General features: G+C 67.7%; 20 protein-coding genes. 16 read left to right on the top strand and 4 right to left on the bottom strand.

Annotation, left to right across the window (positions count from 1 at the left end; genetic code table 11):
- The first annotated feature begins 135 nt into the window (after positions 1-135).
- A complete protein-coding gene (gene gap, locus ACUH78_RS09950; RefSeq protein WP_418364931.1) occupies positions 136-1,164 on the top strand; it encodes a type I glyceraldehyde-3-phosphate dehydrogenase in 1,029 nt (342 codons plus the stop codon).
- A 78-nt stretch (positions 1,165-1,242) separates the two neighbouring features.
- A complete protein-coding gene (locus ACUH78_RS09955; RefSeq protein ID WP_418364930.1) occupies positions 1,243-2,427 on the top strand; it encodes a phosphoglycerate kinase in 1,185 nt (394 codons plus the stop codon).
- Between the two features lie 63 nt (positions 2,428-2,490).
- Here ACUH78_RS09955 and ACUH78_RS09960 read toward each other — a convergent pair whose 3' ends face one another.
- Genes ACUH78_RS09960 through ACUH78_RS09970 form a run of 3 tightly spaced genes read right to left on the bottom strand, consistent with a single transcriptional unit; the run spans position 2,491 to position 5,989 of the window.
- Positions 2,491-3,228: a fumarate reductase iron-sulfur subunit gene (locus ACUH78_RS09960; protein WP_418364929.1), complete on the bottom strand. Its 738-nt coding sequence runs from the start codon at positions 3,226-3,228 to the stop codon at positions 2,491-2,493.
- A complete protein-coding gene (locus ACUH78_RS09965; RefSeq protein WP_418364928.1) occupies positions 3,225-5,228 on the bottom strand; it encodes a fumarate reductase flavoprotein subunit in 2,004 nt (667 codons plus the stop codon). Before ACUH78_RS09965 ends, ACUH78_RS09960 begins: the two co-directional genes overlap by 4 nt.
- Complete coding sequence (locus tag ACUH78_RS09970) at positions 5,225-5,989, bottom strand: fumarate reductase cytochrome b subunit (RefSeq protein ID WP_418364927.1); 765 nt, start codon at positions 5,987-5,989, stop codon at positions 5,225-5,227. The genes ACUH78_RS09965 and ACUH78_RS09970 overlap by 4 nt, the downstream gene beginning before the upstream one ends.
- Before the next feature lie 254 nt (positions 5,990-6,243).
- Between ACUH78_RS09970 and pyk the strand changes: the two genes are divergently transcribed.
- Together pyk and fba (ACUH78_RS09980) are read left to right on the top strand one after the other, a co-directional pair.
- Positions 6,244-7,698, top strand: coding sequence for a pyruvate kinase (gene pyk, locus ACUH78_RS09975; protein WP_445333373.1), 1,455 nt, complete (start codon positions 6,244-6,246; stop codon positions 7,696-7,698).
- Between the two features lie 244 nt (positions 7,699-7,942).
- On the top strand, positions 7,943-9,007 hold the full coding sequence (fba, locus tag ACUH78_RS09980; RefSeq protein WP_418364925.1) for a class II fructose-bisphosphate aldolase: 1,065 nt from the start codon (positions 7,943-7,945) through the stop codon (positions 9,005-9,007).
- Positions 9,008-9,071: 64 nt separating this feature from the next.
- Here fba (ACUH78_RS09980) and ACUH78_RS09985 read toward each other — a convergent pair whose 3' ends face one another.
- The gene (locus ACUH78_RS09985; protein WP_418364924.1) at positions 9,072-9,992 is read right to left on the bottom strand and encodes a LysR family transcriptional regulator; all 921 of its coding nucleotides are present in this window, start codon (positions 9,990-9,992) and stop codon (positions 9,072-9,074) included.
- Positions 9,993-10,115: 123 nt separating this feature from the next.
- Between ACUH78_RS09985 and ACUH78_RS09990 the strand changes: the two genes are divergently transcribed.
- The 12 genes from ACUH78_RS09990 to xth all read left to right on the top strand — a co-directional run bounded on the left by ACUH78_RS09990 (position 10,116) and on the right by xth (position 25,098).
- Positions 10,116-11,582 carry a form I ribulose bisphosphate carboxylase large subunit gene (locus tag ACUH78_RS09990; protein WP_418364923.1) on the top strand — a complete coding sequence of 489 codons (1,467 nt, stop codon included), beginning with the start codon at positions 10,116-10,118 and terminating at the stop codon, positions 11,580-11,582.
- Positions 11,583-11,617: 35 nt separating this feature from the next.
- The gene (locus tag ACUH78_RS09995; RefSeq protein ID WP_418364922.1) at positions 11,618-12,043 is read left to right on the top strand and encodes a ribulose bisphosphate carboxylase small subunit; all 426 of its coding nucleotides are present in this window, start codon (positions 11,618-11,620) and stop codon (positions 12,041-12,043) included.
- A gap of 190 nt (positions 12,044-12,233) precedes the next feature.
- Positions 12,234-13,145 carry a CbbX protein gene (gene cbbX, locus ACUH78_RS10000; protein WP_418364921.1) on the top strand — a complete coding sequence of 304 codons (912 nt, stop codon included), beginning with the start codon at positions 12,234-12,236 and terminating at the stop codon, positions 13,143-13,145.
- A 75-nt stretch (positions 13,146-13,220) separates the two neighbouring features.
- Positions 13,221-14,309 carry a class 1 fructose-bisphosphatase gene (locus ACUH78_RS10005; RefSeq protein WP_418364920.1) on the top strand — a complete coding sequence of 363 codons (1,089 nt, stop codon included), beginning with the start codon at positions 13,221-13,223 and terminating at the stop codon, positions 14,307-14,309.
- A gap of 18 nt (positions 14,310-14,327) precedes the next feature.
- Positions 14,328-15,209 carry a phosphoribulokinase gene (locus ACUH78_RS10010; protein ID WP_418364919.1) on the top strand — a complete coding sequence of 294 codons (882 nt, stop codon included), beginning with the start codon at positions 14,328-14,330 and terminating at the stop codon, positions 15,207-15,209.
- A gap of 25 nt (positions 15,210-15,234) precedes the next feature.
- Complete coding sequence (gene tkt, locus ACUH78_RS10015; protein WP_418364918.1) at positions 15,235-17,325, top strand: transketolase; 2,091 nt, start codon at positions 15,235-15,237, stop codon at positions 17,323-17,325.
- A 29-nt stretch (positions 17,326-17,354) separates the two neighbouring features.
- Entirely contained in the window at positions 17,355-18,404 is a 1,050-nt protein-coding gene (gene fba / locus ACUH78_RS10020) for a class II fructose-bisphosphate aldolase (RefSeq protein ID WP_418364917.1), read from the top strand.
- A 304-nt stretch (positions 18,405-18,708) separates the two neighbouring features.
- On the top strand, positions 18,709-20,004 hold the full coding sequence (locus tag ACUH78_RS10025; protein ID WP_445333374.1) for a DUF3422 family protein: 1,296 nt from the start codon (positions 18,709-18,711) through the stop codon (positions 20,002-20,004).
- An 85-nt stretch (positions 20,005-20,089) separates the two neighbouring features.
- Positions 20,090-21,025, top strand: coding sequence for a phosphoribosylaminoimidazolesuccinocarboxamide synthase (locus ACUH78_RS10030; protein WP_418364914.1), 936 nt, complete (start codon positions 20,090-20,092; stop codon positions 21,023-21,025).
- A gap of 301 nt (positions 21,026-21,326) precedes the next feature.
- Positions 21,327-22,100: a DUF2189 domain-containing protein gene (locus ACUH78_RS10035; RefSeq protein ID WP_418364913.1), complete on the top strand. Its 774-nt coding sequence runs from the start codon at positions 21,327-21,329 to the stop codon at positions 22,098-22,100.
- Positions 22,101-22,207: 107 nt separating this feature from the next.
- A complete protein-coding gene (locus ACUH78_RS10040; protein ID WP_445333375.1) occupies positions 22,208-24,328 on the top strand; it encodes a M3 family metallopeptidase in 2,121 nt (706 codons plus the stop codon).
- Positions 24,325-25,098 carry an exodeoxyribonuclease III gene (gene xth / locus ACUH78_RS10045; RefSeq protein WP_418364911.1) on the top strand — a complete coding sequence of 258 codons (774 nt, stop codon included), beginning with the start codon at positions 24,325-24,327 and terminating at the stop codon, positions 25,096-25,098. Before ACUH78_RS10040 ends, xth begins: the two co-directional genes overlap by 4 nt.
- Positions 25,099-25,107: the final 9 nt, after the last annotated feature.

A 25,107-nucleotide genomic window follows, 5' to 3' on the forward strand; every position in this document is an offset into this window, starting at 1 on the left:
CAGGCGCGGGAGCGGCTCCGGAAGCGGACCGCTCCCGCTGCACATCAGGGCTCGACCCGGCGCCTGCCGGCGGGGCAGCAACAAGGACGCACACCCGGTTTTCAATCTTTATCCTCATTCCAGGGAGAAGCATCGATGAGCATCAAGGTCGCCATCAACGGTTTCGGTCGTATCGGTCGCTGCACGCTGCGTGCCATCTACGAGCAGGGCCTGCAGAACGAATTCGAAGTGGTCGCCATCAACGCCTCCGGCGATCTGGCCACCAACGCCCACCTGCTGAAGTACGACACCACCCACGGCCGCTTCGCGACCTCGGTCGAGACCGAGGGCGAGGACTGCATCATCATCGACGGCAAGAAGATCCCCTTCTACTCCACCAAGGACCCCAAGGGCGTGAACTGGGGTAGCCACGGCGTGGACGTGCTGCTTGAATGCACCGGCGCCTACACCACCAAGGCCAAGGCCCAGGCCCTGCTCGACCAGGGTGCGAAGCGCGTGCTGATCTCCGCCCCGGGCGGTGACGACGTGGACACCACCATCGTCATGGGCGTTAACGAAGAAGTGCTGCGCAGCGACATGACCGTCGTCTCCAACGCCTCGTGCACCACCAACTGCCTGGCCCCGGTCGCCAAGATCCTGGCCGACAGCGTCGGCATCAAGCAGGGCCTGATGACCACCATCCACGCCTACACCAACGACCAGGTCACGGTGGACGTGCGCCACAAGGACCTGCGCCGCGCGCGTGCCGCCGCTGCCAACATCATCCCCACCAAGACCGGCGCCGCGAAGGCCGTCGGCCTGGTGCTGCCGCAGCTCGTCGGCAAGGTCGACGGCTTTGCCCTGCGCGTGCCCACCATCAACGTCTCGCTGGTCGACCTCACCTTCACCGCCGAGCGCGCCACCACCAAGGAAGAGATCAACGAGCTGATGACCGCCGCGGCCAACGGCCCGCTCAAGGGCATCCTCGCGGTGAATAACGAGCCGTTGGTGTCGTCCGACTTCAACCACACCACCGTGTCCTCCACCTTCGACGCCACCCAGACGCGCGTCATCAAGGGCGAAGACGGCTCCGTGCTGGTCAAGGTCCTGGCCTGGTACGACAATGAGTGGGGCTACTCCTGCCGTATGCTAGACGCTGCCCGCGCTTTCTATAACGCCAAGTAAGCGCCAGGCAAGCCGGTCCAGAACCGCCAACCATCTACGCCCTGCCACGCAGGGCGTTTTTCCGGGAACGAGCGAATCATGCAAGTCAAGAAACTTACCGACCTCGACGTGCGCGGCAAGAAGGTCTTCATCCGCGCCGACCTCAACGTGCCGCAGGACGATGCCGGCAACATCACCGAGGACACCCGCATCCGCGCGTCGCTGCCCTCGATCCAGTTCTGTCTGGAGAATGGCGCCGCGGTCATGGTCACCTCCCACCTCGGCCGCCCCACCGAGGGCACGGTCGGCCCCGACGACACCCTGGCGCCGGTTGCGGTACGCCTAGGCCAGCTGCTGCAGCGTCCGGTGCGCTTGGTCGGCGACTGGGTCGAAGGCGGCTTCGAGGTGAAACCGGGCGAGGTCGTCCTGCTCGAGAACTGCCGCTGCAACAAGGGCGAGAAGAAGGACAACGAGGAACTGGCGAAGAAAATGGCCGCGCTGTGCGACCTCTACGTCAATGACGCCTTCGGCACCGCCCACCGCGCCGAAGCGACCACCCACGGCATCGCCCGCTTCGCCCCGGTGGCCTGTGCCGGCATCCTGATGGGCGCCGAGATCGACGCACTCGGCAAGGCGCTGCACGACCCCAAGCGCCCGCTGGTAGCGATCGTCGGTGGCTCCAAGGTGTCGTCCAAGCTGACCATCCTGCGCTCGCTCGCCGACAAGGTCGACCAGTTGATCGTTGGCGGCGGCATCGCCAACACCTTCCTGCTCGCCTCCGGCAAGCGGATCGGCGAGTCGCTGGCCGAGCCCGAGCTGGTCAAGGAAGCGCAGGCGATCATGGACATGATGAAGGCGCGCGGCGCCGAAGTGCCCTTGCCGGTAGACGTCGTCGTCGCCGACGAAGTCTCCGCCCTGGCGCGCGCGAACCGCATCTCGGTGGACGAGGTCGGCCCGCACGACCGCATTCTCGACGTCGGCCCGCGCACCGCCGCCAAGCTGTCCGAGATCATCGCCCACGCCGGCACCATCGTGTGGAATGGCCCGGTCGGCGTGTTCGAACTGCCCCAGTTTGCCGGCGGCACCAAGATGATGGCCTCGGCCATCGCCCACTCCGAAGCCTTCTCGATCGCCGGCGGCGGCGACACCCTGGCAGCCATCGCGAAATTCCACATCGCCGACGACGTGGGCTACATTTCCACTGGCGGCGGCGCCTTCCTCGAGTTCCTCGAAGGCAAGACCCTGCCCGCGATCGCAGCGCTGGAAGCACGTTTCAAGGACTGAGGCCTGCACCGACACCGCGCAACGGCCGCTCACAGGGGCGGCCGTTTTCGTCATGGCGACGCTTCAAGCCCGGCGCAGCCAGCGCACGCCCTGCCCCGCCATCTTGCGCCGCAGCCAGGCGAGCTGAGTCTGTAGCGAAAGCTCCTTGGGACACAGGTCGTTGCAGGCCAGCAGGCTCATGCAGCCGAAGATCCCTGCATCGTTGCCGACGAGCTCGTAGAAGTCGGCGTCGTCGCGCGTGTCGGCCGGGTCGAGGCGGAAGCGCGCGACCTTGTTGAGGCCGACCGCACCGACGAAGCCCTCGCGCATCTGCGCGGTAGCACAGGCGGCGATGCAGCAGCCGCACTCGATGCAGCGATCGAGCTCGTAGACCTCCTCGGCCAGCGCCGGCTCCATGCGCGCCTCCAGGCAATCAAGATCGGGCTCGCCATCCAGGTGGGCCCAGGTCTGCAGGCGCTCGGCGAGTTCGCGCATCCAGCTCCCCACATCCACCGAAAGATCGGCCACCAGCCGGAACACCGGCAGGGGATACAAGCTGAACGATGCCGGCAAGGTGCTCGTCAGCGTACGGCAGGCCAGCCCGGGGCGGCCGTCGATCACCATCGCGCACGATCCGCACACCCCCGCGCGGCAGACGAAATCGAAGTTCAGGTCCGGCGCCTGGGTGTCGCGAATCGCATTGAGCGCGATGAAGAGCGTCATGCCCGGTTGCTCGTCGAGCTCATAGTCGACCAGGCGCGGCACGCTCTTGGGGTCGCGCGGGTTGTGGCGGAAGATGGAGAGTTTCAGGCGGCGGCTCATCGCGGCGCTCCTTCTTCGATGCCGGCGAGGCGTTCGTTGTCGCCGCGATAGCGCTCGGGCAGGCGCATGCGGAAATCCAGCAGCGCGGCCTGCAGGGGGCTGCGCCCGGCGCCCTCCAGGCGGGCACGGATGGATTCGATCTCGGCCTCGCGCAGCGCGGTGGCCGGGTGCTCGACGATGTTGCGCGTGCCGTAGCCGCGGAAGCCGGGCGGCAGCTCCATGTGCTCGACCGTGATCGGCTCGTACTCCAGCACCGGCGCGGCGCCCCCCGTCGGCCACCACGCCAGCGTGCGGCGCAGCCAGTCGCGGTCGTTGCGCGCCGGGTAGTCCTCGCGCGCATGCGCGCCGCGGCTCTCGCGGCGCTCGAGCGCGCCCTGCGCCGCGCACAGCGCGAGCGCGAGCATGCGCGGCAGGCGGTAGGCGGCCACCAGTTCCGGGTTGGCGTCGAGATGGCGGCTGGCGATGCCGACCCGCTGCGCGCGCGCATGCAGGTCGGTCAGCGTCGCAACCGCTGCGCGCAGCCCGGTCTCATTGCGGAACAGGCCGACGTGCTCGGTCATGGTCACCTCCATCTCGCGCCGCAGCGAGGCCACGGTGTCCCCGCCCGGCGCGGGCACCGGACGCGCAGCGATCGCCTCCAGGGCGGCGCGCTCGCGGCCGACGAACTCGCGCGCGAGTCCGGGCGAGAACTTCAAGGCGCCGGCGTGCGACGCAACGAAATCGGCAACGTACTCGCCCACCAGCATGCCCGCCACCACCGTCTCGGCGAGCGAGTTGCCGCCCAGACGGTTGAAACCGTGCAGGTCCCAGCACGCCGCCTCGCCCACCGCGAACAGGCCGCGCAGCGAGGGCGATTCGCCGCGGTGGTCGGTGCGGATGCCGCCCATCGAGTAGTGCTGGGTCGGACGCACCGGGATCCAGTCGCGCGCCGGGTCGATGCCGAGGAAGTGGCGGCAGATGTCCTTCACCTCGCGCAGCTTGTGGTCGATGTGGGCGGCGCCGAGCACCGCGATGTCCAGCCACAGGTGCTCGCCGGCGGCGGATTTCACGCCTTTGCCGCGGCGCATGTGCTCGGCCATGCGGCGCGAGACCACGTCACGCGAGGCCAGTTCGGCCTTCTCCGGCTCATAGTCGGGCATGAAGCGGTGGCCATCGACGTCACGCAACAGACCGCCGTCACCGCGGCAGCCCTCCGTGACGAGGATGCCGGCAGGCACGATCGCTGTGGGATGGAACTGCACCGCCTCCATGTTGGCCAGGCGTACCACCCCGGTCTCGAGCGCAATCGCCGCCCCCATGCCTTCATTGATCAGCGCGTTGGTCGAAATCCCCCAGATGCGGCCGAAGCCGCCGGTGGCGATCACTGTGGCCGCAGCGAGCATGGCGTACAGCTCGCCGCTCTCCAGATCGCGCACCACCACACCCTGGCAACGCCCGCCCTCGTGGATCAGCGCCACCGCCTCACTGCGGTTGCGCACCGGAATGCCCTCGGCCACCGCGCGATCGCCGAGCGCATAGAGCATGGTATGGCCGGTGCCGTCGGCGGTGTAGCAGGTGCGCCACTTGCGCGTGCCGCCGAAGTCGCGCGCGGTGATCAGGCCATGGGCCTCATCGCGTTCGGTGAGCGTGACACGCTCGCCGTTGATCACCACCTCATGCGCGCCGCGCTGCACCCGGTTCCAGGGCACCCCCCAGGCCGCGAGCTCGCGCACCGCCTTGGGCGCCATGTGGGCGAACATGCGTGCGACAAGCTGGTCGCACCCCCAGTCCGAACCGCGCACGGTGTCCTCGAAGTGCACATCCTCGTTGTCGCCCAAGCCCTTGGTCGCATTACCCAGACTCGCCTGCATGCCGCCCTGCGCCGCGACGGAGTGCGAGCGTTTGGCCGGTACCAGCGACAGCACCTCGACCCGCAGCCCACGCCGCGCCGCGCCCACCGCGGTGCGCAGTCCGGCCAGCCCGCCACCCACAACCAGCACGTCCGTGTATTCGATCCTCATTGCCGCAATGCTCCGGAATCCACCCCGCGCTGCCAGCTCGGCACATAGCGCTCACCCGCACGCGGTGCATGCTCGATGCCCAGGCGGATCTCCGCCATCAGCGTAGTCAGACCGAGGGTGAGCAGGAAGGCGATCAGCGCCCACATCGCGATCTTGAGCCGGCGCCGGCTCACACGCACATCGCGACCCTCGAACCACCCCCACTTCACCGCCAACCGATATAACCCCACGCTGCCATGCACCTCAACCGCGAACAGCAGCGCAAGGTACAGCGGCCAGAAACCGCCGGTCCACACCCGGTCGGCGGACTCATACGGGCCGATAAGTTCGGGGTGCATGAACATCGCGTACAGGTGTACCGGCGCCAGGAAGAACATCGCGAAGCCGGTCACCACCTGCACGAACCACAACGTGGTGTCGCCATGGCGCAGCCGGCTGCCGTGCCGCGCAGCGATACGGTACTGGCGCCAGTCGGCCGGGAACTTGCGCAGGGCCAGCAGCGCATGCAGCGCGAGCAGCGATGTGATCCCCGCAACGAAGACGGACACCAGCCAGGCCTGCGGGCGCGGCAGGAAAAAGTAGCCCTCGAAGAACCGCGCCACGCTCCAGGCGAAATCCTCGCTGATCAGGATCGCGGAAACGAAGCCCATGTGAACCCACATGAAGAGCGCGAGCGCGAGCCCCGACAGGCTCTGCAACACATCGAGACGGGCAGGCCAGGGGGAAGATGCGGAACGGAATCCGGGAAGCGGTGAAGTCATCGGTCAGGCAGGCATCCGGCAGGGGGCACGCCGGGCGCCCGCAAAGGAAAGGAGGCGGATGGCGATACTCTATACCGGCTTTTGTTGCAACGCACAATAGACCCACCCGGAACGGGTGCAGGGCTCCTCTCGAATGCTCAGGCGCCGCGCTTGCGTCCGGGCGCCCTGCGGGGGCAGCCCATGGGATCGCACGGCAGCGATCGTGCATGGCGCACTGCTAGAATGCCGGGAGCCAACCGACCGGAGCAGCCCGGATGTCCCGCCATACCAAGATCGTCGCCACCCTCGGCCCCGCCTCGTCCGACCTGCACACCCTGGAGCGCATGGTGCACGCCGGCCTCGACGTGGTGCGCATGAACTTCTCCCACGGCAAGCCGGAAGACCATGTGACGCGCGCGGAAGCCATTCGCGATGCATCCGCGCGGGCAGGCCGGCCGGTCGGCATCCTCGCCGACCTGCAGGGACCGAAGATCCGCATCGGTAGGTTCGAGGAAGGCCGCGTGACACTGACCCGTGACGCCCCCTTCATCCTCGACGCACGCTGCGAACTGGGCAACGTCCAGCGCGTGGGCCTCGACTACAAGGATCTGCCCAAGGACGTGAAGCCGGGTGACATCCTGCTGCTCGACGACGGCCGCCTCAAGCTGATCGTGCAGCGCGTCCTCGGCCACGAGATCCACACCCTAGTGAAGGTGGGCGGCGAACTCTCGAACAACAAGGGCATCAACCGTCAGGGCGGCGGCCTCACCGCTCCCGCGCTGACCGGCAAGGACATGGACGACATCCGCACCGCCGCCCGTATCGGGGTGGACTTCGTGGCGGTGTCCTTCCCCAAGAGCGCAGCCGACATGTACATGGCGCGCCAGCTGATGCGCGCGGCGGGCAGCTCGGCGCTGCTGATCGCCAAGATCGAGCGCACCGAGGCCGTAGCCAACCTCGAGGAGATCCTGGACGCCTCGGACGGCATCATGGTGGCACGCGGCGACCTGGCCGTGGAGGTGGGCGATGCCGCCGTGCCGGCCCTGCAGAAGAAGATGATCCGCGCTGCGCGCGACCGCAACAAGCTCACCATCACCGCCACGCAGATGATGGAATCCATGATCACCAGCCCGGTGCCCACCCGCGCCGAGGTCTCGGACGTGGCCAACGCAGTGCTCGACGGCACCGACGCGGTGATGCTGTCAGCCGAGACCGCCGCCGGAAAGTTCCCGGTAGAGGTCATCGAGGCGATGAGTCGCGTTTGCCTGGAGGCGGAGAAGTCCTACGACACCGGGCTTGACCGAGAGATGCTCGACCGCGTGTTCACCCGCATCGACCAGTCGATCGCAATGGCGGCGATCTGGACGGCCTACCACCTCAAGGTGAAGGCGATCGCCTCGCTGACGCAGACCGGTTCCACCGCGCTGTGGATGAGCCGCCTGATCGCCGGCGTGCCGATCTACGCGCTCACCCCCGAGGTCTCGGCGCGCAACCAGATGACGCTCTACCGCGAAGTCCATCCGCTCCTGATGAGCCAGACTCACCAGGACCGTGACGTGCTCCTGTGGGAGGCAGAACAGGTATTGCTCGAGCAAGGCGTGGTCGACTACGGCGACCTCATCGTGCTCACCATCGGGGAGCCGATCGGCAGTGCCGGCGGCACCAACACGCTCAAGATCGTACGCGTCGGCGAACACCACATGCCGGGCACCCTGGACGACCCGGTGTAAAGCTGGCTGCAGGGGTGGGCCTGCCCGCAAGCGGCGCCTTCTCGGGCGCTGCATTCGCGGGCAGGCCCGCTCCAGCAATTCCAGCCCCGGCGCCCGCGCTCCCCACAACTCCGCTTCTCCTGCCTGCCAGCTCTGTCCCCGAACGCGCCCCACACGGGCAGGATCGTTTTCGCCACGACACAGGCTAAAATACCGGCTTTCGATCGCACTGCCGCCGAGCGCGGCCCCCTTCCGGAGAGACTCCATGCCCCTCGTTTCCATGCGCCAGCTGCTCGACCATGCCGCCGAACACAGCTATGGCCTGCCCGCGTTCAACGTGAACAACCTCGAACAGGTCCAGGCCATCATGGAAGCGGCGGCGGAATGCGACAGCCCGGTGATCATGCAGGCCTCGGCCGGCGCGCGCAAATACGCGGGCGAAGCCTTCCTGCGCCACCTGATCGACGCCGCCGTCGAGGCCTACCCGAGCATCCCCATCGTCATGCACCAGGACCACGGCCAGAGCCCGGCGATCTGCATGGGCGCGATCCGCTCGGGCTTCTCCAGCGTGATGATGGACGGCTCGCTGCTGGAAGACGGCAAGACGCCCTCCTCCTACGAGTACAACGTCGCCGTCACCCGTGAGGTGGTGAAGTTCTCGCACGCCATCGGCGTCAGCGTCGAAGGCGAGCTCGGCTGCCTCGGCTCGCTCGAGACCGGCCAGGCCGGCGAGGAAGACGGCGTTGGCGCCGAAGGCACGCTCGACCACAGCCAGATGCTGACCGACCCCGACCAGGCCGCCGACTTCGTCAAGCAGACCGACTGCGACGCGCTCGCCATCGCGATCGGCACCAGCCACGGCGCCTACAAGTTCAGCCGCAAGCCCACCGGCGACATCCTCGCCATCGAGCGCATCAAGCAGATCCACGCCCGCATCCCCAACACCCACCTGGTGATGCACGGCTCCAGCTCGGTGCCGCAGGAACTGCTCGAGATCATCCGCCAGTACGGCGGCGACATGAAGGAGACCTACGGCGTGCCGGTCGAGGAGATCGTGCAGGGCATCAAGTACGGCGTGCGCAAGATCAACATCGACACCGACATCCGCCTGGCGATGACCGGCGCAGTGCGCAAGTTCCTGGTCGAGAACCCCTCCAAGTTCGACCCGCGCGAGTTCAACAAGCCGGCGCGCGAAGCCGCCAAGCTGGTGTGCAAGGCCCGCTTCGAAGCCTTCGGCTGCGCCGGCATGGCCAGCAAGATCAAGTCGGTCTCGCTCGAGAAAATGGCGGCGCGCTACAAGGCCGGCGAACTCACGCAGATCGTGCGCTGAGTCGTCGCGGCTTCCCAGGCAGTTCGAAACGCGCCCATGTGGCGCGTTTTTTCTTGCGCGGCTCTCAGCGCTCCATCGCCCGCATCATCTCTGCCGCCTCGGTCTGCAGGAACTCCAGCAGCGCATCGAGCGCTGGCGTCAGCGGGCGGTCCATGCGCGAGACGACGTTCCACTCCCGGATCACCGGCGTATCGGCCACGTCCAGCCGCACCAGGCGCCCGCTTTCCACCTCCATCGCAAAGGTGTGATGCGACAGGAAGGCGATGCCCATGCCCGCCATCACCGCCTGCTTCAAGGTCTCGTTGCTGCCGAGCTCATCCGCAGCCAGCGGCTTGACGCCATGCGTGCGCAGGTAGCGTTCGAGGTTGTCGCGCGTGCCGGAGCCCTGCTCACGCAACAGCAGGCGCTCCTCGGTCAGCGCCGCGGGCGGGATGCGCTTGCGCCCGGCGAGGCGGTGATCCGGGCGCGCCACGAATGACAGCCGGTGCGGCGCGAAGGGAATGCGCCGCAACTCCAGGCCGCGCGGCGGCTGCCCCATGATCGCCACGTCGCAGCGCTGCTCCTGCAGCAGCGCGCGCACGTGCTCGCGGTTCGCCACTGTGAGCCGGAAGGTGATGTCTGGAAAGCGGCGGCCAAATTCCGCGAGCAGATAGGGCACGAAATACTCCGCCGTGGTGATCGCGACCACGTCCAGCGTACCCGCTGCCACACCCATCCTCGCTTTCAGCTCGACCTCGGCCAGTTCCAGGCTGTGCAACACCTGCCGCGCCGCGCGCACCAGAAGCTCTCCCGCCGGCGTCAGTCGCACCTCGCGCCGCCCATCCACCAGCACCTGCCCGACGATGGCCTCCGCGTCACGGACCTGCATCGAGATCGCCGGCTGGGTGAGATGCAGCAGCCGCGCCGCCTGCGTGAAGCTGGCGCTGTCGGCGACGGCGACCAAGGCGCGTAGCTGCTTCAGGGTCATGCGCTGGGCGAGCTTCATCAGAAAACCTTATCTGAAATACACAAAAAACGTCATTGGAGCTTATTTGAGCAAGCCCTTATTGTCCAGTCACCCCACCGCTCGAAGCACCACTCGCAGCCGATCAAACAAAGGAGACACGATATGGGCGCCGCAGACACCCCGCAGCAGATCCTCGACCCCAGGAAGCGCTACCAGGCCGGCGTGCTCAAGTACGCGCAAATGGGCTACTGGAACGCCGACTACGAGCCCAAGGACACCGACGTGCTCGCCGTGTTCCGCATCACCCCGCAGGAAGGCGTGGATCCGATCGAGGCCGCCGCTGCGGTGGCCGGCGAATCCTCCACCGCCACCTGGACCGTGGTGTGGACCGACCGCCTGACCGCCTGCGACAAGTACCGCGCCAAGGCCTACCGCATCGAGCCGGTGCCGGGCCAGGAAGGCCAGTACTTCTGCTGGGTGGCCTACGACCTCGACCTGTTCGAGGAAGGCTCGATCGCCAACCTCACCGCCTCCATCATCGGCAACGTGTTCAGTTTCAAGCCGCTCAAGGCCGCGCGCCTCGAGGACATGCGCCTGCCGGTGGCCTATGTGAAGACCTTCCGCGGCCCGCCGACCGGCATCGTCGTCGAGCGCGAGCGCCTGGAGAAATACGGCCGCCCGCTGCTGGGTGCGACGATGAAGCCCAAGCTCGGCCTCTCCGGCAAGAACTACGGTCGCGTGGTGTACGAAGCCCTGCGCGGCGGGCTGGACTTCACCAAGGACGACGAGAACATCAACTCGCAGCCCTTCATGCACTGGCGCGACCGCTTCCTGTACTGCATGGAGGGCGTCAATCAGGCCGCGGCGCAGACCGGCGAATCCAAGGGCCACTACCTCAACATCACCGCCGGCACCATGGAGGAGATGTACAAGCGCGCCGAATTCGCCCGCGAGCTCGGATCGTGCATCGTCATGATCGACCTCGTCATCGGCTGGACCGCGATCCAGTCGATCAGCAACTGGTGCCGCGACAACGACATGATCCTGCACATGCACCGCGCAGGCCATGGCACCTACACGCGGCAGAAGAACCACGGCGTGTCCTTCCGCGTCATCGCCAAGTGGCTGCGCCTGGCCGGTGTTGACCACCTCCACGCCGGCACCGCGGTGGGCAAGCTCGAAGGCGACCCGATGACGGTGCAGGGCTTCTACAACGTCTGTCGCGACACCTTCACCAGGCAGGACCTGCCGCGCGGCCTGTTCTTCGACCAGGACTGGGCCAGCATCAAGCGCGTGATGCCGGTCGCCTCGGGCGGCATCCATGCTGGTCAGATGCACCAGCTGCTCGACCTGTTCGGCGACGAATGCGTGCTGCAGTTCGGCGGCGGCACCATCGGCCACCCGATGGGCATCCAGGCCGGCGCCACCGCCAACCGCGTCGCGCTCGAATCCATGGTGCTCGCCCGCAACGAAGGCCGCGACATCCTCAACGAAGGTCCGCAGATCCTCGCCGACGCCGCCAAGTGGTGCCAGCCGCTGCGCGCCGCGCTCGATACCTGGGGCGAGATCACCTTCAACTACACCAGCACCGACACGTCCGACTTCGTGCCGACCGCCAGCGTGGCCTGAAGCCCAGCCCCATACCGGAACCGAGGAGACCCATCATGCGCATCACCCAAGGCTGCTTTTCCTTTCTGCCCGACCTCACCGACACCCAGATCGCCGCGCAGATCAACTACTGCCTCGACCAGAACTGGGCGGTCGCCCTCGAATTCACCGACGACCCGCACCCGCGCAACACCTACTGGAACATGTGGAGCCTGCCGATGTTCGACCTGCGCGACCCGGCCGGCGTCATGGGCGAACTCAAGGCCTGCCGCGAGGCCAACCCCGAGACCTACATCCGCATCAACGCCTTCGACTCCACCAAGGGCTGGGAGACGGTGCGCATGTCCTTCATCGTCCAGCGCCCCACGGCCGAGCCCGGCTTCAGACTCACCCGCCAGGAAACGAAGGGTCGCAGCCTGCGCTACACGATGGAGAGCTACGCCGTCGGCCGCAACCCGGAAGGCGCGCGCTATGCGAGCTGACGACACAGCGCATCAGTAAGCCCACGGGCACAGGCCGATCGGGTGATCTGCGAAGCGCGGCGAGGACTGTCTGAGCGCGCGCAGCGCGCGAGTTCCGCAGCCAAGCGGCGCAGATCACCCGGTCGGCCGGCGGTCCCGCGCACACGCCCACCCACGTTCCGATGAACCGACACCGACAGGAGACGCGACCATGAACGCCCCCGAGAAGGCCCCCGCCCCCGCCAGCATCGACCTCGGCGCCGAGTTCCGCGACGCCGGCATCGGCGAAGTGCTCGAGTCCCTCGACCGCGACCTCGTCGGCCTTGCCCCGGTCAAGCGCCGCGTGCGCGAGATCGCCGCCCTGCTGCTCGTCGACCGCGTGCGCCAGCGCCTCGGGCTGGCCACCGAACACCCCTCGCTGCACATGAGCTTCACCGGCAACCCCGGCACCGGCAAGACCACCGTCGCCATGCGCATGGCCGAGATCCTGCACCGCCTCGGCTACTGCCGCCGCGGCCACGTCGTCGCCGTCACCCGCGACGACCTCGTCGGCCAGTACATCGGCCACACCGCGCCCAAGACCAAGGACGTGCTCAAGCGCGCCATGGGCGGCGTGCTCTTCATCGACGAGGCCTACTACCTCTACCGCCCCGAGAACGAAAAGGACTACGGCCAGGAAGCCATCGAGATCCTGCTGCAGGTGATGGAGAACCAGCGCGACGACCTCGTCGTCATCCTCGCCGGCTACGCCGAGCGCATGGAGCGCTTCTTCGAATCCAACCCCGGCATGAAGTCGCGCATCGCCCACCACATCGACTTCCCCGACTACAGCGATGGCGAGCTCGCCGAGATCGCCCAGCGCATGCTCGCCGGCTGGAACTACCGCTTCGACGAGGCTGCGCGCCGCGCCTTCGACGAATACATCGTGCTGCGCCGCCGCCAGCCCCACTTCGCCAACGCGCGCAGCATCCGCAACGCGCTCGACCGCATGCGCCTGCGCCAGGCCCTACGCCTGTTCGAGTCCGGCGCCACGGTCGATGCCGAGGCGCTCACCACGATCACCGAGGCCGACGTGCGCGCCAGCCGCCACTTCCAGCCCGACGAGGCCGCCGGCCCCCAGTGACGCACCGCTCACCGGCCCGCGACCCCGACTGATAACGACACGCACCAATCCGGCACCACGCCGGGGGAGACCACCATGTTCAGCCTCGAGCGCAGCACACTCACCGAATACCTGATCGAACACCGCCGCCGCAACCCCGATGCCACCGGCGAGTTCAACGCCCTGATCCTGCAGGTCGCCCAGGCCTGCAAGGCGATCTCGCGCGCGGTCGCCCACGGCGCGCTCGCCGACGTGCTCGGCAGCCACGGCAGCGCCAACGTGCAGGGCGAGGAGCAGAAGAAGCTCGACGTGCTCGCCGACGAGATCTTCCTGCGCGCCACGCACTGGGGCGGCGACCTCGCGGGCATGGTGTCGGAGGAGAACGAGGCCCCCATCCCGCTGCCCGCCAGCGACCAGCGCGGCAAGTACCTGCTCGCCTTCGACCCGCTCGACGGATCAAGCAACATCGACGTCAACGTCGCCGTCGGCTCCATCTTCTCCATCCTGCGCGCACCCACGCCGGGCGAAGACGCGCCAGCCGAAGACTTCCTGCAGCCCGGCAACCGCCAGGTCGCTGCCGGCTACGCCATCTACGGTCCCTCCACCATGCTGGTGCTGTCGGTCGGCAGCGGCGTCGCCGGTTTCACCCTCGACCCGATCATCGGCGAGTTCTATCTCACCCACCCCGATCTCCGCGTACCCGAGACCACGCGCGAGTTCGCCATCAACGCCTCGAACGCGCGCTTCTGGGAGGCCCCGGTGCGACGCTACGTGGACGAGTGCCTCGCCGGACGCAGCGGCCCGCGCGGCGCCGACTTCAACATGCGCTGGATCGCCTCCCTGGTCGCCGAAACCCACCGCATCCTGATGCGTGGCGGCGTCTTCCTCTACCCACGCGACCGCAAGGACCCGGCCAAGCCCGGCCGGCTGCGCCTGCTCTACGAGTGCAACCCGGTCGGCTTCCTCATCGAACAGGCCGGCGGCCGCGCGAGCACCGGCGTGCGCCCGGCGCTCGAGGTCCAGCCCGAATCGCTGCACCAGCGCATCGGCTTCGTGTTCGGTTCGAAGGAAGAGGTCGAGCGCATCGAGCGCTACCACGGCGAACCGCTGATCGGTGGGCCGCAAGACGAACTGCCCTTGTTCCAGACGCGCTCGCTGTTCCGCGACACCGCATTCGCTTCATAAGCCTCCCGGGGAGACATCATGTCCGAACGTCATCCGATCGTCGCCATCACCGGCTCCTCCGGCGCCGGCACCAGCACCGTACAGCGCACCTTCGAGGAGATTTTCCGCCGTGAGGGCGTCACTGCGGCGGTCATCGAGGGCGACAGCTTCCACGCCTACGATCGCAAGACCATGCGTGAGAAGCTCGCCGCCTGCGACCTCGACGGCAACTGCCAGTTGAGCCACTTCGGCCCCGAAGCCAACCTGTTCGGCGAGATCGAGACCCTGTTCCGCAGCTATGGCGAGTCGGGCAGCGGCAAGCGCCGCAAGTACCTGCACAGCGCCGACGAAGCCGAGCCGTACAAGCAGGAACCCGGCACCTTCACCCCGTGGGAGGAACTCCCCGCCGGCACCGACCTGATGTTCTACGAAGGCCTGCACGGCGCAGTTCAACACGAGAACATCGACGTCGCGCGCTTCGTCGACCTGCTCATCGGCGTGGTGCCGGTGATCAACCTCGAATGGATCCAGAAGCTCAACCGCGACAAGAGCACCCGCGGCTACTCCACCGAGGCGGTCACCGACACCATCCTGCGCCGCATGCACGACTACGTGCATTACATCTGCCCGCAGTTCGCGCGCACGCATGTGAACTTCCAGCGCGTGCCGATGGTGGACACCTCCAACCCCTTCATCGCACGCGCCATCCCGACCGCCGACGAATCCATGGTGGTGATCCGCTTCGCCAACCCAAAGGGCATCGACTTTCCCTACCTGCTCAACATGATCAACGACAGCTTCATGAGCCGCGCCAACACCATCGTGGTGCCGGGCGGAAAGATGGAACTGGCCATGCAGCTCATCTTCACCCCCTTCATCTGGCGCCTGATGGACCGCCGCCGCAAGGCGCTGGCGCAGTAATGCTTCCCCGATTGGAGAAATAACGATGAACATGCGACTCACCCAGGCCCCGATCGACGCCCTGTGCGCCAACGCCCTGCGCTTCCTCGCCATCGACGCCGTCGAAGCCGCCCAGTCCGGCCACCCCGGCATGCCCATGGGCATGTCCGAGATCGCCGTGGCACTCTGGACCCGGCACCTGCGCCATAACCCCGCCGACCCCGCCTGGCCCGACCGCGACCGCTTCGTACTCTCCAACGGCCACGGCTCGATGCTGCTCTACGCCCTGCTCCACCTCAGCGGCTACGACCTGCCGCTGGGCGAGCTCAAGCGCTTCCGCCAGCTCGACAGCCGCACCCCCGGCCACCCCGAGGTCGGCCACACCCCCGGCGTCGAGACCACCACCGGTCCACTCGGCCAGGGTGTGACCAACGCCGTGGGCATGGCGCTCGCCGAGAAGCTGCTCGCCGCCGAGTTCAACCGCCCCGGCCACACCCTCGTCGACCACCGCACCTGGGTCTTCCTCGGCGATGGCTGCCTGATGGAAGGCATCAGCCACGAGGCCGCGAGCTTCGCCGGCGTGCAGCGGCTCTCGAAGCTGATCTGCTTCTGGGACGACAACCGCATCTCGATCGACGGCGACGTCTCCGGCTGGTTCGCCGACGACACGCCGGCGCGCTTCCGCGCCTATGGCTGGAACGTGGTCGAGGCGGTGAACGGCCACGACATCGCCGCCGTCGATCGTGCCATCCAGGTGGCGCTGGGCCACGCCCGGGCCGACACCGGCCCCACGCTCATCTGCTGCCGCACCAACATCGGCCATGGCAGCCCCGGTCGGGCCGGCACAGCGGACGTCCACGGCGCGCCACTCGGCGCCAGCGAGATCGCCGCCACGCGCGGCGCGCTCGACTGGCCGCAAGTCCCCTTCGAGATCCCGGGTGAAGTCCGCGCGGCCTTCGACGCACGCGCCCGTGGGGCTGCGCAGCAGGCAGAATGGGCGCGGCGCCTCAGCGCCTACGCCCAGGCCTTCCCGGACGAAGCGGAGGAATTCCGCCGCCGCACGGCGGGCGATCTGCCGGTAGGTTTCGGCATCCTGTCCAACGCCATCCTGCGCGGCGTCGCGAAGGAGGCGGCCTCCGTCGCCACGCGCAAGGCCAGCCAGCAGGCCATCGGCCGCCTGGCACGCGCGCTGCCGGAGTTGCTCGGCGGCTCGGCTGACCTGACGCATTCCAACCTCACCGACTGGCCTGGCTGCGGCGCCGTGCGCGCAGATGCGCCCGGGCGCCACATCAACTGGGGTGTGCGCGAGTTCGGCATGGCCGCTGCGCTCAACGGCATCGCCCTGCATGGCGGCTACATTCCCTTCGGCGCCACCTTCCTGGTGTTCTCGGACTACGCCCGCAACGCCATCCGCATGAGCGCATTGATGAAGCAGCGCGTGGTGTATGTGATGACCCACGACTCGATCGGCCTGGGCGAGGACGGCCCCACCCATCAGCCGGTCGAGCATATCCCCAGCCTGCGCCTGATCCCGGGGCTGGACGTGTGGCGCCCGTGCGATGCGGTCGAAACCCAGGCCGCCTGGAACGCCGCGGTCGCGCGCCGCGACGGCCCCACCCTGCTCGCCCTGTCGCGCCAGAACCTGCCGCACCAGGCGCGCGACGAAGTGCAGATCCAGGCCATCCTGCGGGGCGGCTACGTGCTGGCCGATGCCGACGCGCCTGCGCTCGTCATCATCGCCACCGGCTCGGAGGTGGCGCTGGCGATGGCGGCGCACGCGGCGCTGGCCGCCGAGGGGGTGGGTGTGCGCGTGGTGTCCATGCCGTGCCCCACGCTCTTCGACCGTCAGACCGACGAATGGCGGCACAGCGTGCTACCCGCCGGCGTGCCGCGACTGGTGATCGAAGCCGCACGCGGCGAGGGCTGGTGGCGCTACATCTGCGGCGATGGCGGCTGCGCCGGCGAAGTGATCGAAATCGATCGATTTGGCGAGTCCGCTCCGGCTTCTGCCCTGCTGCAACGCTTCGGCTTCACCCCTGGCGCAGTACTCGCCCGGGCACGTGCCCTGATCACATCCACACCTCAGAACACGTTCGCATCCACGCAGCCCCGCGCCGCGAAGGCGACGCTGAACTGAGCCGCCCACTTCCTGCGGAGATCCATCCCATGGCCATGATCACCCTGCGCCAGCTGCTCGACCACGCCGCCGAACACGGCTACGGCGTGCCCGCCTTCAACATCAACAACATGGAGCAGATCCACGCCATCCTGCTCGCCGCCGAGGCCACGGACAGCCCGGTCATCCTGCAGGCCTCGGCCGGTGCGCGCGGCTATGCCGGCGAGGCCTTCCTGAAGAAGATGGTCGAGGCCGCGGTCGAGCAGTGGCCCGACATTCCGATCTGCCTGCACCAGGACCACGGCGCCAGCCCTGCGGTGTGCCAGCAATCGATCCGCAGCGGCTTCACCAGCGTGATGATGGACGGCTCGCTGCGCGCGGACATGAAGACTCCGGCGAGCTACGGGTACAACGTCGAGGTCACCCACCGCGTGGTGGAGATGGCCCATGCGGTGGGCGTATCGGTGGAAGGCGAGCTCGGCTGCCTCGGCTCACTCGAGACCGGCCAGGCCGGCGAGGAAGACGGGGTCGGCGCCGAGGGCACGCTGGACCACAGCCAGATGCTGACCGACCCCGACGAAGCCGCCGACTTCGTCGCCGCCACCGGCGTCGACGCACTCGCGGTGGCGATCGGCACCAGCCACGGCGCCTACAAGTTCACCCGCCCGCCCACCGGCGACATCCTCGCCATCGACCGCATCGCCGCCATCCACACCCGCATCCCCGACACCCACCTGGTGATGCACGGTTCCTCCAGCGTGCCGCAGGAATGGCTCGCCATCCTCCGCGAGCATGGCGGCGACATCGGCGAGACCTATGGCGTGCCGGTCGAGGCCATCGTGCAGGGCATCCGAAGCGGCGTGCGCAAGGTCAACATCGACACCGACCTGCGCCTGGCGATGAGCGGCGCGATGCGCCGGCTAATGGCCACCGACCGCAAGGAGTTCGACCCGCGCAAGTTCTTCAAGGCCGCCCGCGACGCGGCGCGCGACATCTGCCGCGAGCGCTTCGAGGCCTTCGGCTGCGCGGGGCAGGCCAGCCGTATCAAGCCGCTGCCGCTGGACGCGCTCGCGCGGCGCTACGCCAGCACCGCGATCTGAACCTGCGGCAACGCGGTCCGGCATACGCCCTCAGCGCTCGCCGCTCCATCTGCCCGCACCGCTCGCACCGGCAGGTACCCACGGTGCGTCTTCCTTCTCTCCCTGCCTTCGGGCTTTGCGCCCGCTTCCCGTCCCGGAAGCGGGCGTTTTCTTGCAGCATCGCTGATCCTGCCCTGGTGCAACGCGATTTTCGCCAACCCTCGCTTGTCACCCCGCAGGGGCTGGGCAAGAATGCGAAAGCTTGTAACCGGCTCCGCTTGCGACCGCACCGGCCGCTCCTCTCCCGTACCGCGTCCCAGACATCATGTCCCTGTTCGAACAACACCCCCTGCGCCAGACGCTGAACGACGAGGTGCACGCCCGCCCACCGGTTCCACTCGACACCCCGGAATACGTCACCTATCTCGCCTTCCTGCATCACGAGGGCAGCGCAGAACGCGAAACCGCGCATCTCGCCGCGCTCTGTGGTCAGCTCGAACTGCCGGCCCCACGCACCGACAGCGGCCACCTCCTGCTCGATGCTGGCGACTTTCGCCTCAAGTGGGAACGCCATAACGAGTTCTCCAGCTACACCTTCTTCCGCAGAATCCACCCTGGCGATGGCGCAGAAGACAACGCACTCCTGTCCGTGCCTACTGCCTGGCGCCGGGACATCCCCGGCCAGCTCATTGCCGCAACGCACATCGAAGTGCGCAGCACCGACGACGTCGACCCCGACAGCCTGCTCAATCAGGCCTCACCACGCGGAGAAACGCTGGTTGCAGCACGCGTGGCCGAATGCGCGGGCTGGGTGTTCACGGACTTTCATATCCACGACGGCTTCTCGCGCTTCGTGCTCCTCGACGATGGCCTCACGCCGCGTCAGGCCGGGCGGATGGTGCAACGGCTGGTCGAGATCGAAACCTACCGCGTCATGGCACTGCTGGCCTTTCCGGTGGCGAAGGAGGTCGGACGCCTGCTGTCGCATGCAGAAGACGAGCTCGCCGACCTGATGGATGGCATGGGCGACGCGCGCAGCGCCGAGGACGACCGCGCCGTGCTCGGCCGCCTCACCCGCCTTGCCGCGGACATCGAGCGCTCGGTCGCCCGCACCACCTTCCGCTTCGGCGCCGCCGCAGCCTATTACCGCCTGGTGCAGCAGCGCGTGGATGACCTGCGCGAAACCCGCCTTGGCGGCTTCCCGACCATCCGTGAATTCATGGAGCGTCGCCTCGCCCCCGCGATAGCCACCTGCGCCACCATCGCGCGCCGCCAGGAAGACCTCTCGGGCCGCATTGCGCGCAACTCGCAACTGCTGCGTACCCGGGTGGACATCGAGCTCGAGCGTCAGAACCAGGAACTGCTCGCGCAGATGAACCGCCGCGCCAAGATCCAGCTCCATCTGCAGGAGACGGTGGAGGGTCTGTCCGTGGTCGCCATCACCTACTACGCCTCGCAACTGGTGAATTACGTCGCCAAGGGCGCCAAGTCACTCATCGCCCCGGCGACCCCCGAGATCATCACCGCAGTGTCGATCCCTGTGATCGCAGGCTTCGTGTATATGGGGCTGAGGCGAATGCGCACGCTGCTGAGCAGGGAAGACGCCCCCCCCCACCCATGACCCTCCTCATCGCACTTCGCATGAGCGACCCACACCCGCTGCCTCGCCTATAATCCCGCTTTTGCCAGCAACCCGAGGCCCCACCGTGGCGACGCCCCTTTTTGAAACTTCCATCAAGAGCCTGCCGCTGCTCGGCCGCGGCAAGGTGCGTGACATCTATGCCGTCGACGACGAGAAGCTGCTGATCGTGACCAGCGATCGCCTGTCGGCCTTCGACGTGGTCCTGCCCGACCCGATTCCCGACAAGGGCCGCGTGCTGGTGGCGCTGGCGAACTTCTGGTTCGACAAGCTCGCCCACATCCTGCCGAACCAGCTCACCGGCATCGACCCCGAGACCGTGGTCGCCGCCGACGAGCGTGAGCAGGTGCGCGGCCGCGCGCTGGTGGTGAAGCGCCTGAAGCCGCTGCCGATCGAGGCGGTGGTGCGCGGCTACGTGATCGGCTCGGGCTGGAAGGACTACCAGGCCACCGGCGCGGTCTGCGGCATCGCGCTGCCAGACGGCCTGCAGCAGGCGGCCAAGCTGCCAGCGCCGATCTTCACGCCGTCGTCCAAGGCCGACATGGGCGAGCACGACGAGAACATCTCCTTCGAGCAGGCGCAGGCACGCTGCGAGGCGCTGATGAAGGACGCGCTGGCCGGCACTGGCAAGACCGGCGCGCAGCTGGCCGAGGAAGCGCGCAAGGCGGCGATCGCGCTGTATTCCGAGGCGGCCGACTACGCGGCCAGCCGCGGCATCATCATCGCCGACACCAAGTTCGAGTTCGGCATCGACGCCGCCGGCACGCTGCACCTGATCGACGAGGCGCTGACCCCCGACTCCTCGCGCTTCTGGCCGGCCGACAGCTACCGCGAGGGCATCAGCCCGCCGTCCTTCGACAAGCAGTACGTGCGTGACTACCTGGAAACGCTGGACTGGAACAAGACCGCGCCCGGCCCCAAGCTGCCTGCCGACGTGATCGAGCACACCGCGGGCAAGTACCGCGAGGCCTACGAACGCCTGACCGGCCAGAAGCTGGCCTGAGCCGCACAGACCTCGAGCGCGCGAGCGCCAGACAGGGGTGCCGGGGGGCGCCCTTTTTTTGCCTTGCCACCCCGGCCTCCCGCGGTCTCAGCCCCCACCTGCGCACTCCGCGGTCAGTCGAACACCCCATGTTGCATAGCATCAGCCTATCTGGACCTGGAACAGCTCTTATTCGCGAACTCTTCGTACGTGTCCTATTCTAAAAACACGAAGACCCAGCGCCTGCATGGACATTCACGCCCGGCAAGCACGTCCAGCCGGGTTGCGACGCCCCCAGAACAACGCAGATGTGGAGAACAACATGGACAAGCCCTACGACTCACTGGACCAGCATTTCAAGCTTCCCCACATCCGCTCGATCGGCACCGACCGTCCGATGCAGTGGCTGCGCATGGGCTGGGACGACATGCGCGAGAACCTGGGCGCGAGCCTCTCCTACGGCCTGATCCTGGCTGCAGTCGGTTACGCGATCCTGTCCTATGCGGCGGACAAACCCTACCTGTTCATGGCAGCCATTTCCGGGTTCCTGCTGATCGGACCGATCACCGCGGCGGGCCTCTACGAGATTTCGCGGCGGCACGAGAAGGGCCACAAGACCTCGTTCTCAGGGTCGCTGCGTGGACTCGCCGCAAAGGCTGACGGTCTGGCCATGTTCGGCGCCTTCCTCGCCATTGCGCTCATTGCCTGGGAGCGCATTTCGGCGATCATGTTCGCGCTCTTTTACCGGGGCGAGGTCAGCGACGTGACCAACTTCGTCAGCGGGCTCCTGAGTTCGGGCACGAACCTGTACTTCCTGGCGGCCTACGTCATCGTCGGTGGCGTGCTGGCGCTCGTCGTCTTCTCTCTTTCGGCGATCGCCATCCCGATGGTGATGGATCGCGAAACCGACACCGTCACCGCGGCAATGACCAGCCTGCGCGCCGTCCAGACCAACTTCGACACCATGATGCTGTGGGCCGTGGTGATCGTTGCCCTCATCGGTATCGGCTTCGCGAGCATGATGATCGGCATGGTGATCCTGCTGCCGCTGGTGGGTCACGCCAGCTGGCATGCGTATCGCGATCTGGTCCACTGAATCCACGCAGCTCCGGCGGCGGGCGTCGTGCGCGGCGCCCGCCGTCTTTTTTGCGGCAGAATAGCCGCCTTGGCCGGCCACGCCGGAACGAACAGACAAGGTAGAAGATGCAGCCGAGCACGCCCACCCCCGACTCCCCTTCCAACACCAACCCCCTGCTCGACTTCACGGGCATGCCGCGTTTTGAGGACATCAAGCCGGAACACGTCGAACCCGCGATCCGCGGCCTGATCGACGAGAACCGGGCGCTGATCGAGCGCCTCACCGCCGACCCCGCCACGCCGACCTGGGACGGCTTCGTCAGCCCGATGGACGAGGCCGGCGAGCGCCTCGGCCGCGCCTGGGGCGTCGTCGGCCACCTGCACAGCGTGTTCGACGTGCCCGAGTGGCGCGAGGCCTACAACGCCATGCTGCCCGAGATCTCCCGCTTCTACGCCGAGGTCGGGCAGAACCTGGCGCTGTTCCAGAAGTACAAGGCGCTGCACGACAGCCCCGAGTTCGCCACGCTGTCGCCGGTGCGCCAGCGCATCCTCGAGCACGGGCTGCGCGACTTCCGCCTGTCCGGTGCCGAACTGCCCGACGAGCAGAAGCCGCGCTTCCAGGAAATCCAGGAAGAGCAATCCCAGCTCGCCGCCAAGTTCTCCGAGAACCTGCTCGACGCCACCAACGTGCACGCCGAGTGGATCACGGACGAGGCTGGTCTTGCCGGTATCCCGGACGACACCCGCCACGCGGCCCGCGCCGCCGCCGAGGCGGAAGGCAAGGACGGCTGGAAGTTCACGCTGCAGATGCCGTCCTACCTGCCGGTGCTGCAATACGCCGACGACCGCGATCTGCGCGCGCGCATGTACCGCGCCTACGCCACCCGCGCCTCCGAGCTCGGCAATCCCGAGCTCGACAACGGCCCGCTCATCGGCCGCATCCTGGCGCTGCGCGATGAGGAAGCGCGCATGCTCGGCTACCGCAACTTCGCCGAGGTCTCGCTGGTGCCCAAGATGGCCGACACGCCGGAACAGGTGCTCGGCTTCCTGCACGACCTCGCCGCCAAGGCCAAACCCTTTGCCGAGAAGGATCTGGAAGAGCTCAAGGCCTTCGCCAGGGCCGAGCTGGGGCTGGACACCCTCGAGCCCTGGGACGTGGCCTACGCCTCCGATAAGCTGCGTCAGGCGCGCTACGCCTACTCCGACCAGGAGGTGAAGCAGTACTTCCCCGAGCCCAAGGTGCTCGACGGCCTGTTCGGCGTGATCCGCGCGCTCTACCGCGTCGACATCCTTCCCGACGAGGCGCCGAAGTGGGACCCGGACGTGCGCTTCTTCCGCATCGAGAAGGAGGGAGCGAACGGACCGGAACTCGTCGGCCACTTCTACCTCGACCTGCACGCGCGCAGCACCAAGCGTGGCGGCGCGTGGATGGACTCGGCGCGCAGCCGCCACCGCAACACCTGGGGCAGCGACACGCCGGTCGCCTACCTGGTGTGCAACTTCCCCGGCCCGGTCGGTGAGGGTACGAAAAAGCGGCCCGCCACCTTCACCCACGACGACGTGCTGACGCTGTTCCACGAGTGCGGCCACGGCCTGCACCACCTGCTCACCCAGGTGGACGAGCTCGCGGTGTCCGGCATCCACGGCGTGGAATGGGACGCCGTCGAGCTGCCCAGCCAGTTCATGGAGAACTTCTGCTGGGAATGGGACGTGCTGCAGGGCATGACCGCGCATGCCGACACCGGCGAGCCGCTGCCGCGCGCGCTCTACGACAAGATGATCGCCGCCAAGAACTTCCAGAGCGGCATGCAGACCGTGCGCCAGCTCGAGTTCTCGATGTTCGACCTGCGCCTGCACGGCGAGGTCGACGCCTCCGCCGGCCCGGTGCCCATCGAGCGCGTGATGGCCCTGCTCGACGAGGTGCGCCGCGAAGTCGCGGTGATGATCCCGCCCGCCTGGCACCGCTTCCCGCACAGCTTCTCGCACATCTTCGCCGGCGGCTACGCGGCGGGCTACTACAGCTACAAGTGGGCCGAGGTGCTGTCGGCCGACGCCTTCGAGGCCTTCGAGGAAGCCGGCGCCGGCCGTGGCAGCCTGCTCGACCCCGAAACCGGCGAGCGCTTCTGGCGCGAAATCCTCGCGGTGGGCGGCAGCCGCCCGGCGCTCGACTCCTTCAAGGCCTTCCGCGGCCGCGAGCCCAGAGTCGACGCGCTGCTGCGCCACAGCGGCATGGTGGCGCAGGCATGAAGATCGCCACCTGGAACGTCAACTCGCTGAAGGTCCGCCTGCCGCACGTCCTCGACTGGCTGGCGGCCAACAAGCCCGACGCGCTGTGCCTGCAGGAACTGAAGCTCGAAGACAAGGCCTTCCCGGTCGCTGATCTGGAAGCGGCCGGCTACCACGCCGTCTTCATCGGCCAGAAGACCTACAACGGCGTCGCCATCCTCAGCCCGCAGCCGATCGACGAGGCGACTGTGGTGCGCAACATCCCCGGCTTCGAGGACGAGCAGAAGCGCATCATCGCCGCCACCATCAACGGCTTGCGCGTGGTGTGCGGCTACTTTCCCAACGGCCAGGCGGTGGGGTCGGACAAGTTCGAGTACAAGCTGCGCTGGCTCGCCGCACTCACCGAGTGGTTGCGCGAGGAACTGAAGACGCACGAGCGCCTGGTGCTGGCGGGCGACTTCAACATCGCCCCGGAAGACCGCGACGCCCACCCGGACTGGAAGGACGAGATCCATGTCTCCGAACCGGAGCGCGCCGCCTTCCGCGCGCTGCGGGATCTCGGACTGGTCGACGCCTTCCGTCTCTTCGAGCAGCCCGAGCGCGCGTTCTCGTGGTGGGACTACCGCATGATGGCCTTCCGGCGCAACTTCGGCCTGCGCATCGACCACCTGCTGGTGTCGCCCGCGCTGCGCGAGGCCTGCCGCAACTGCACGGTGGACAAGGCGCCGCGCCGTCTGGAACGGCCGTCGGATCACGCGCCCGTGGTGCTGGAGTTGGCGCTGGGCGCGTGACGAATCGTC

This window comes from Thauera sp. ZXT1-4, from assembly GCF_052598215.2.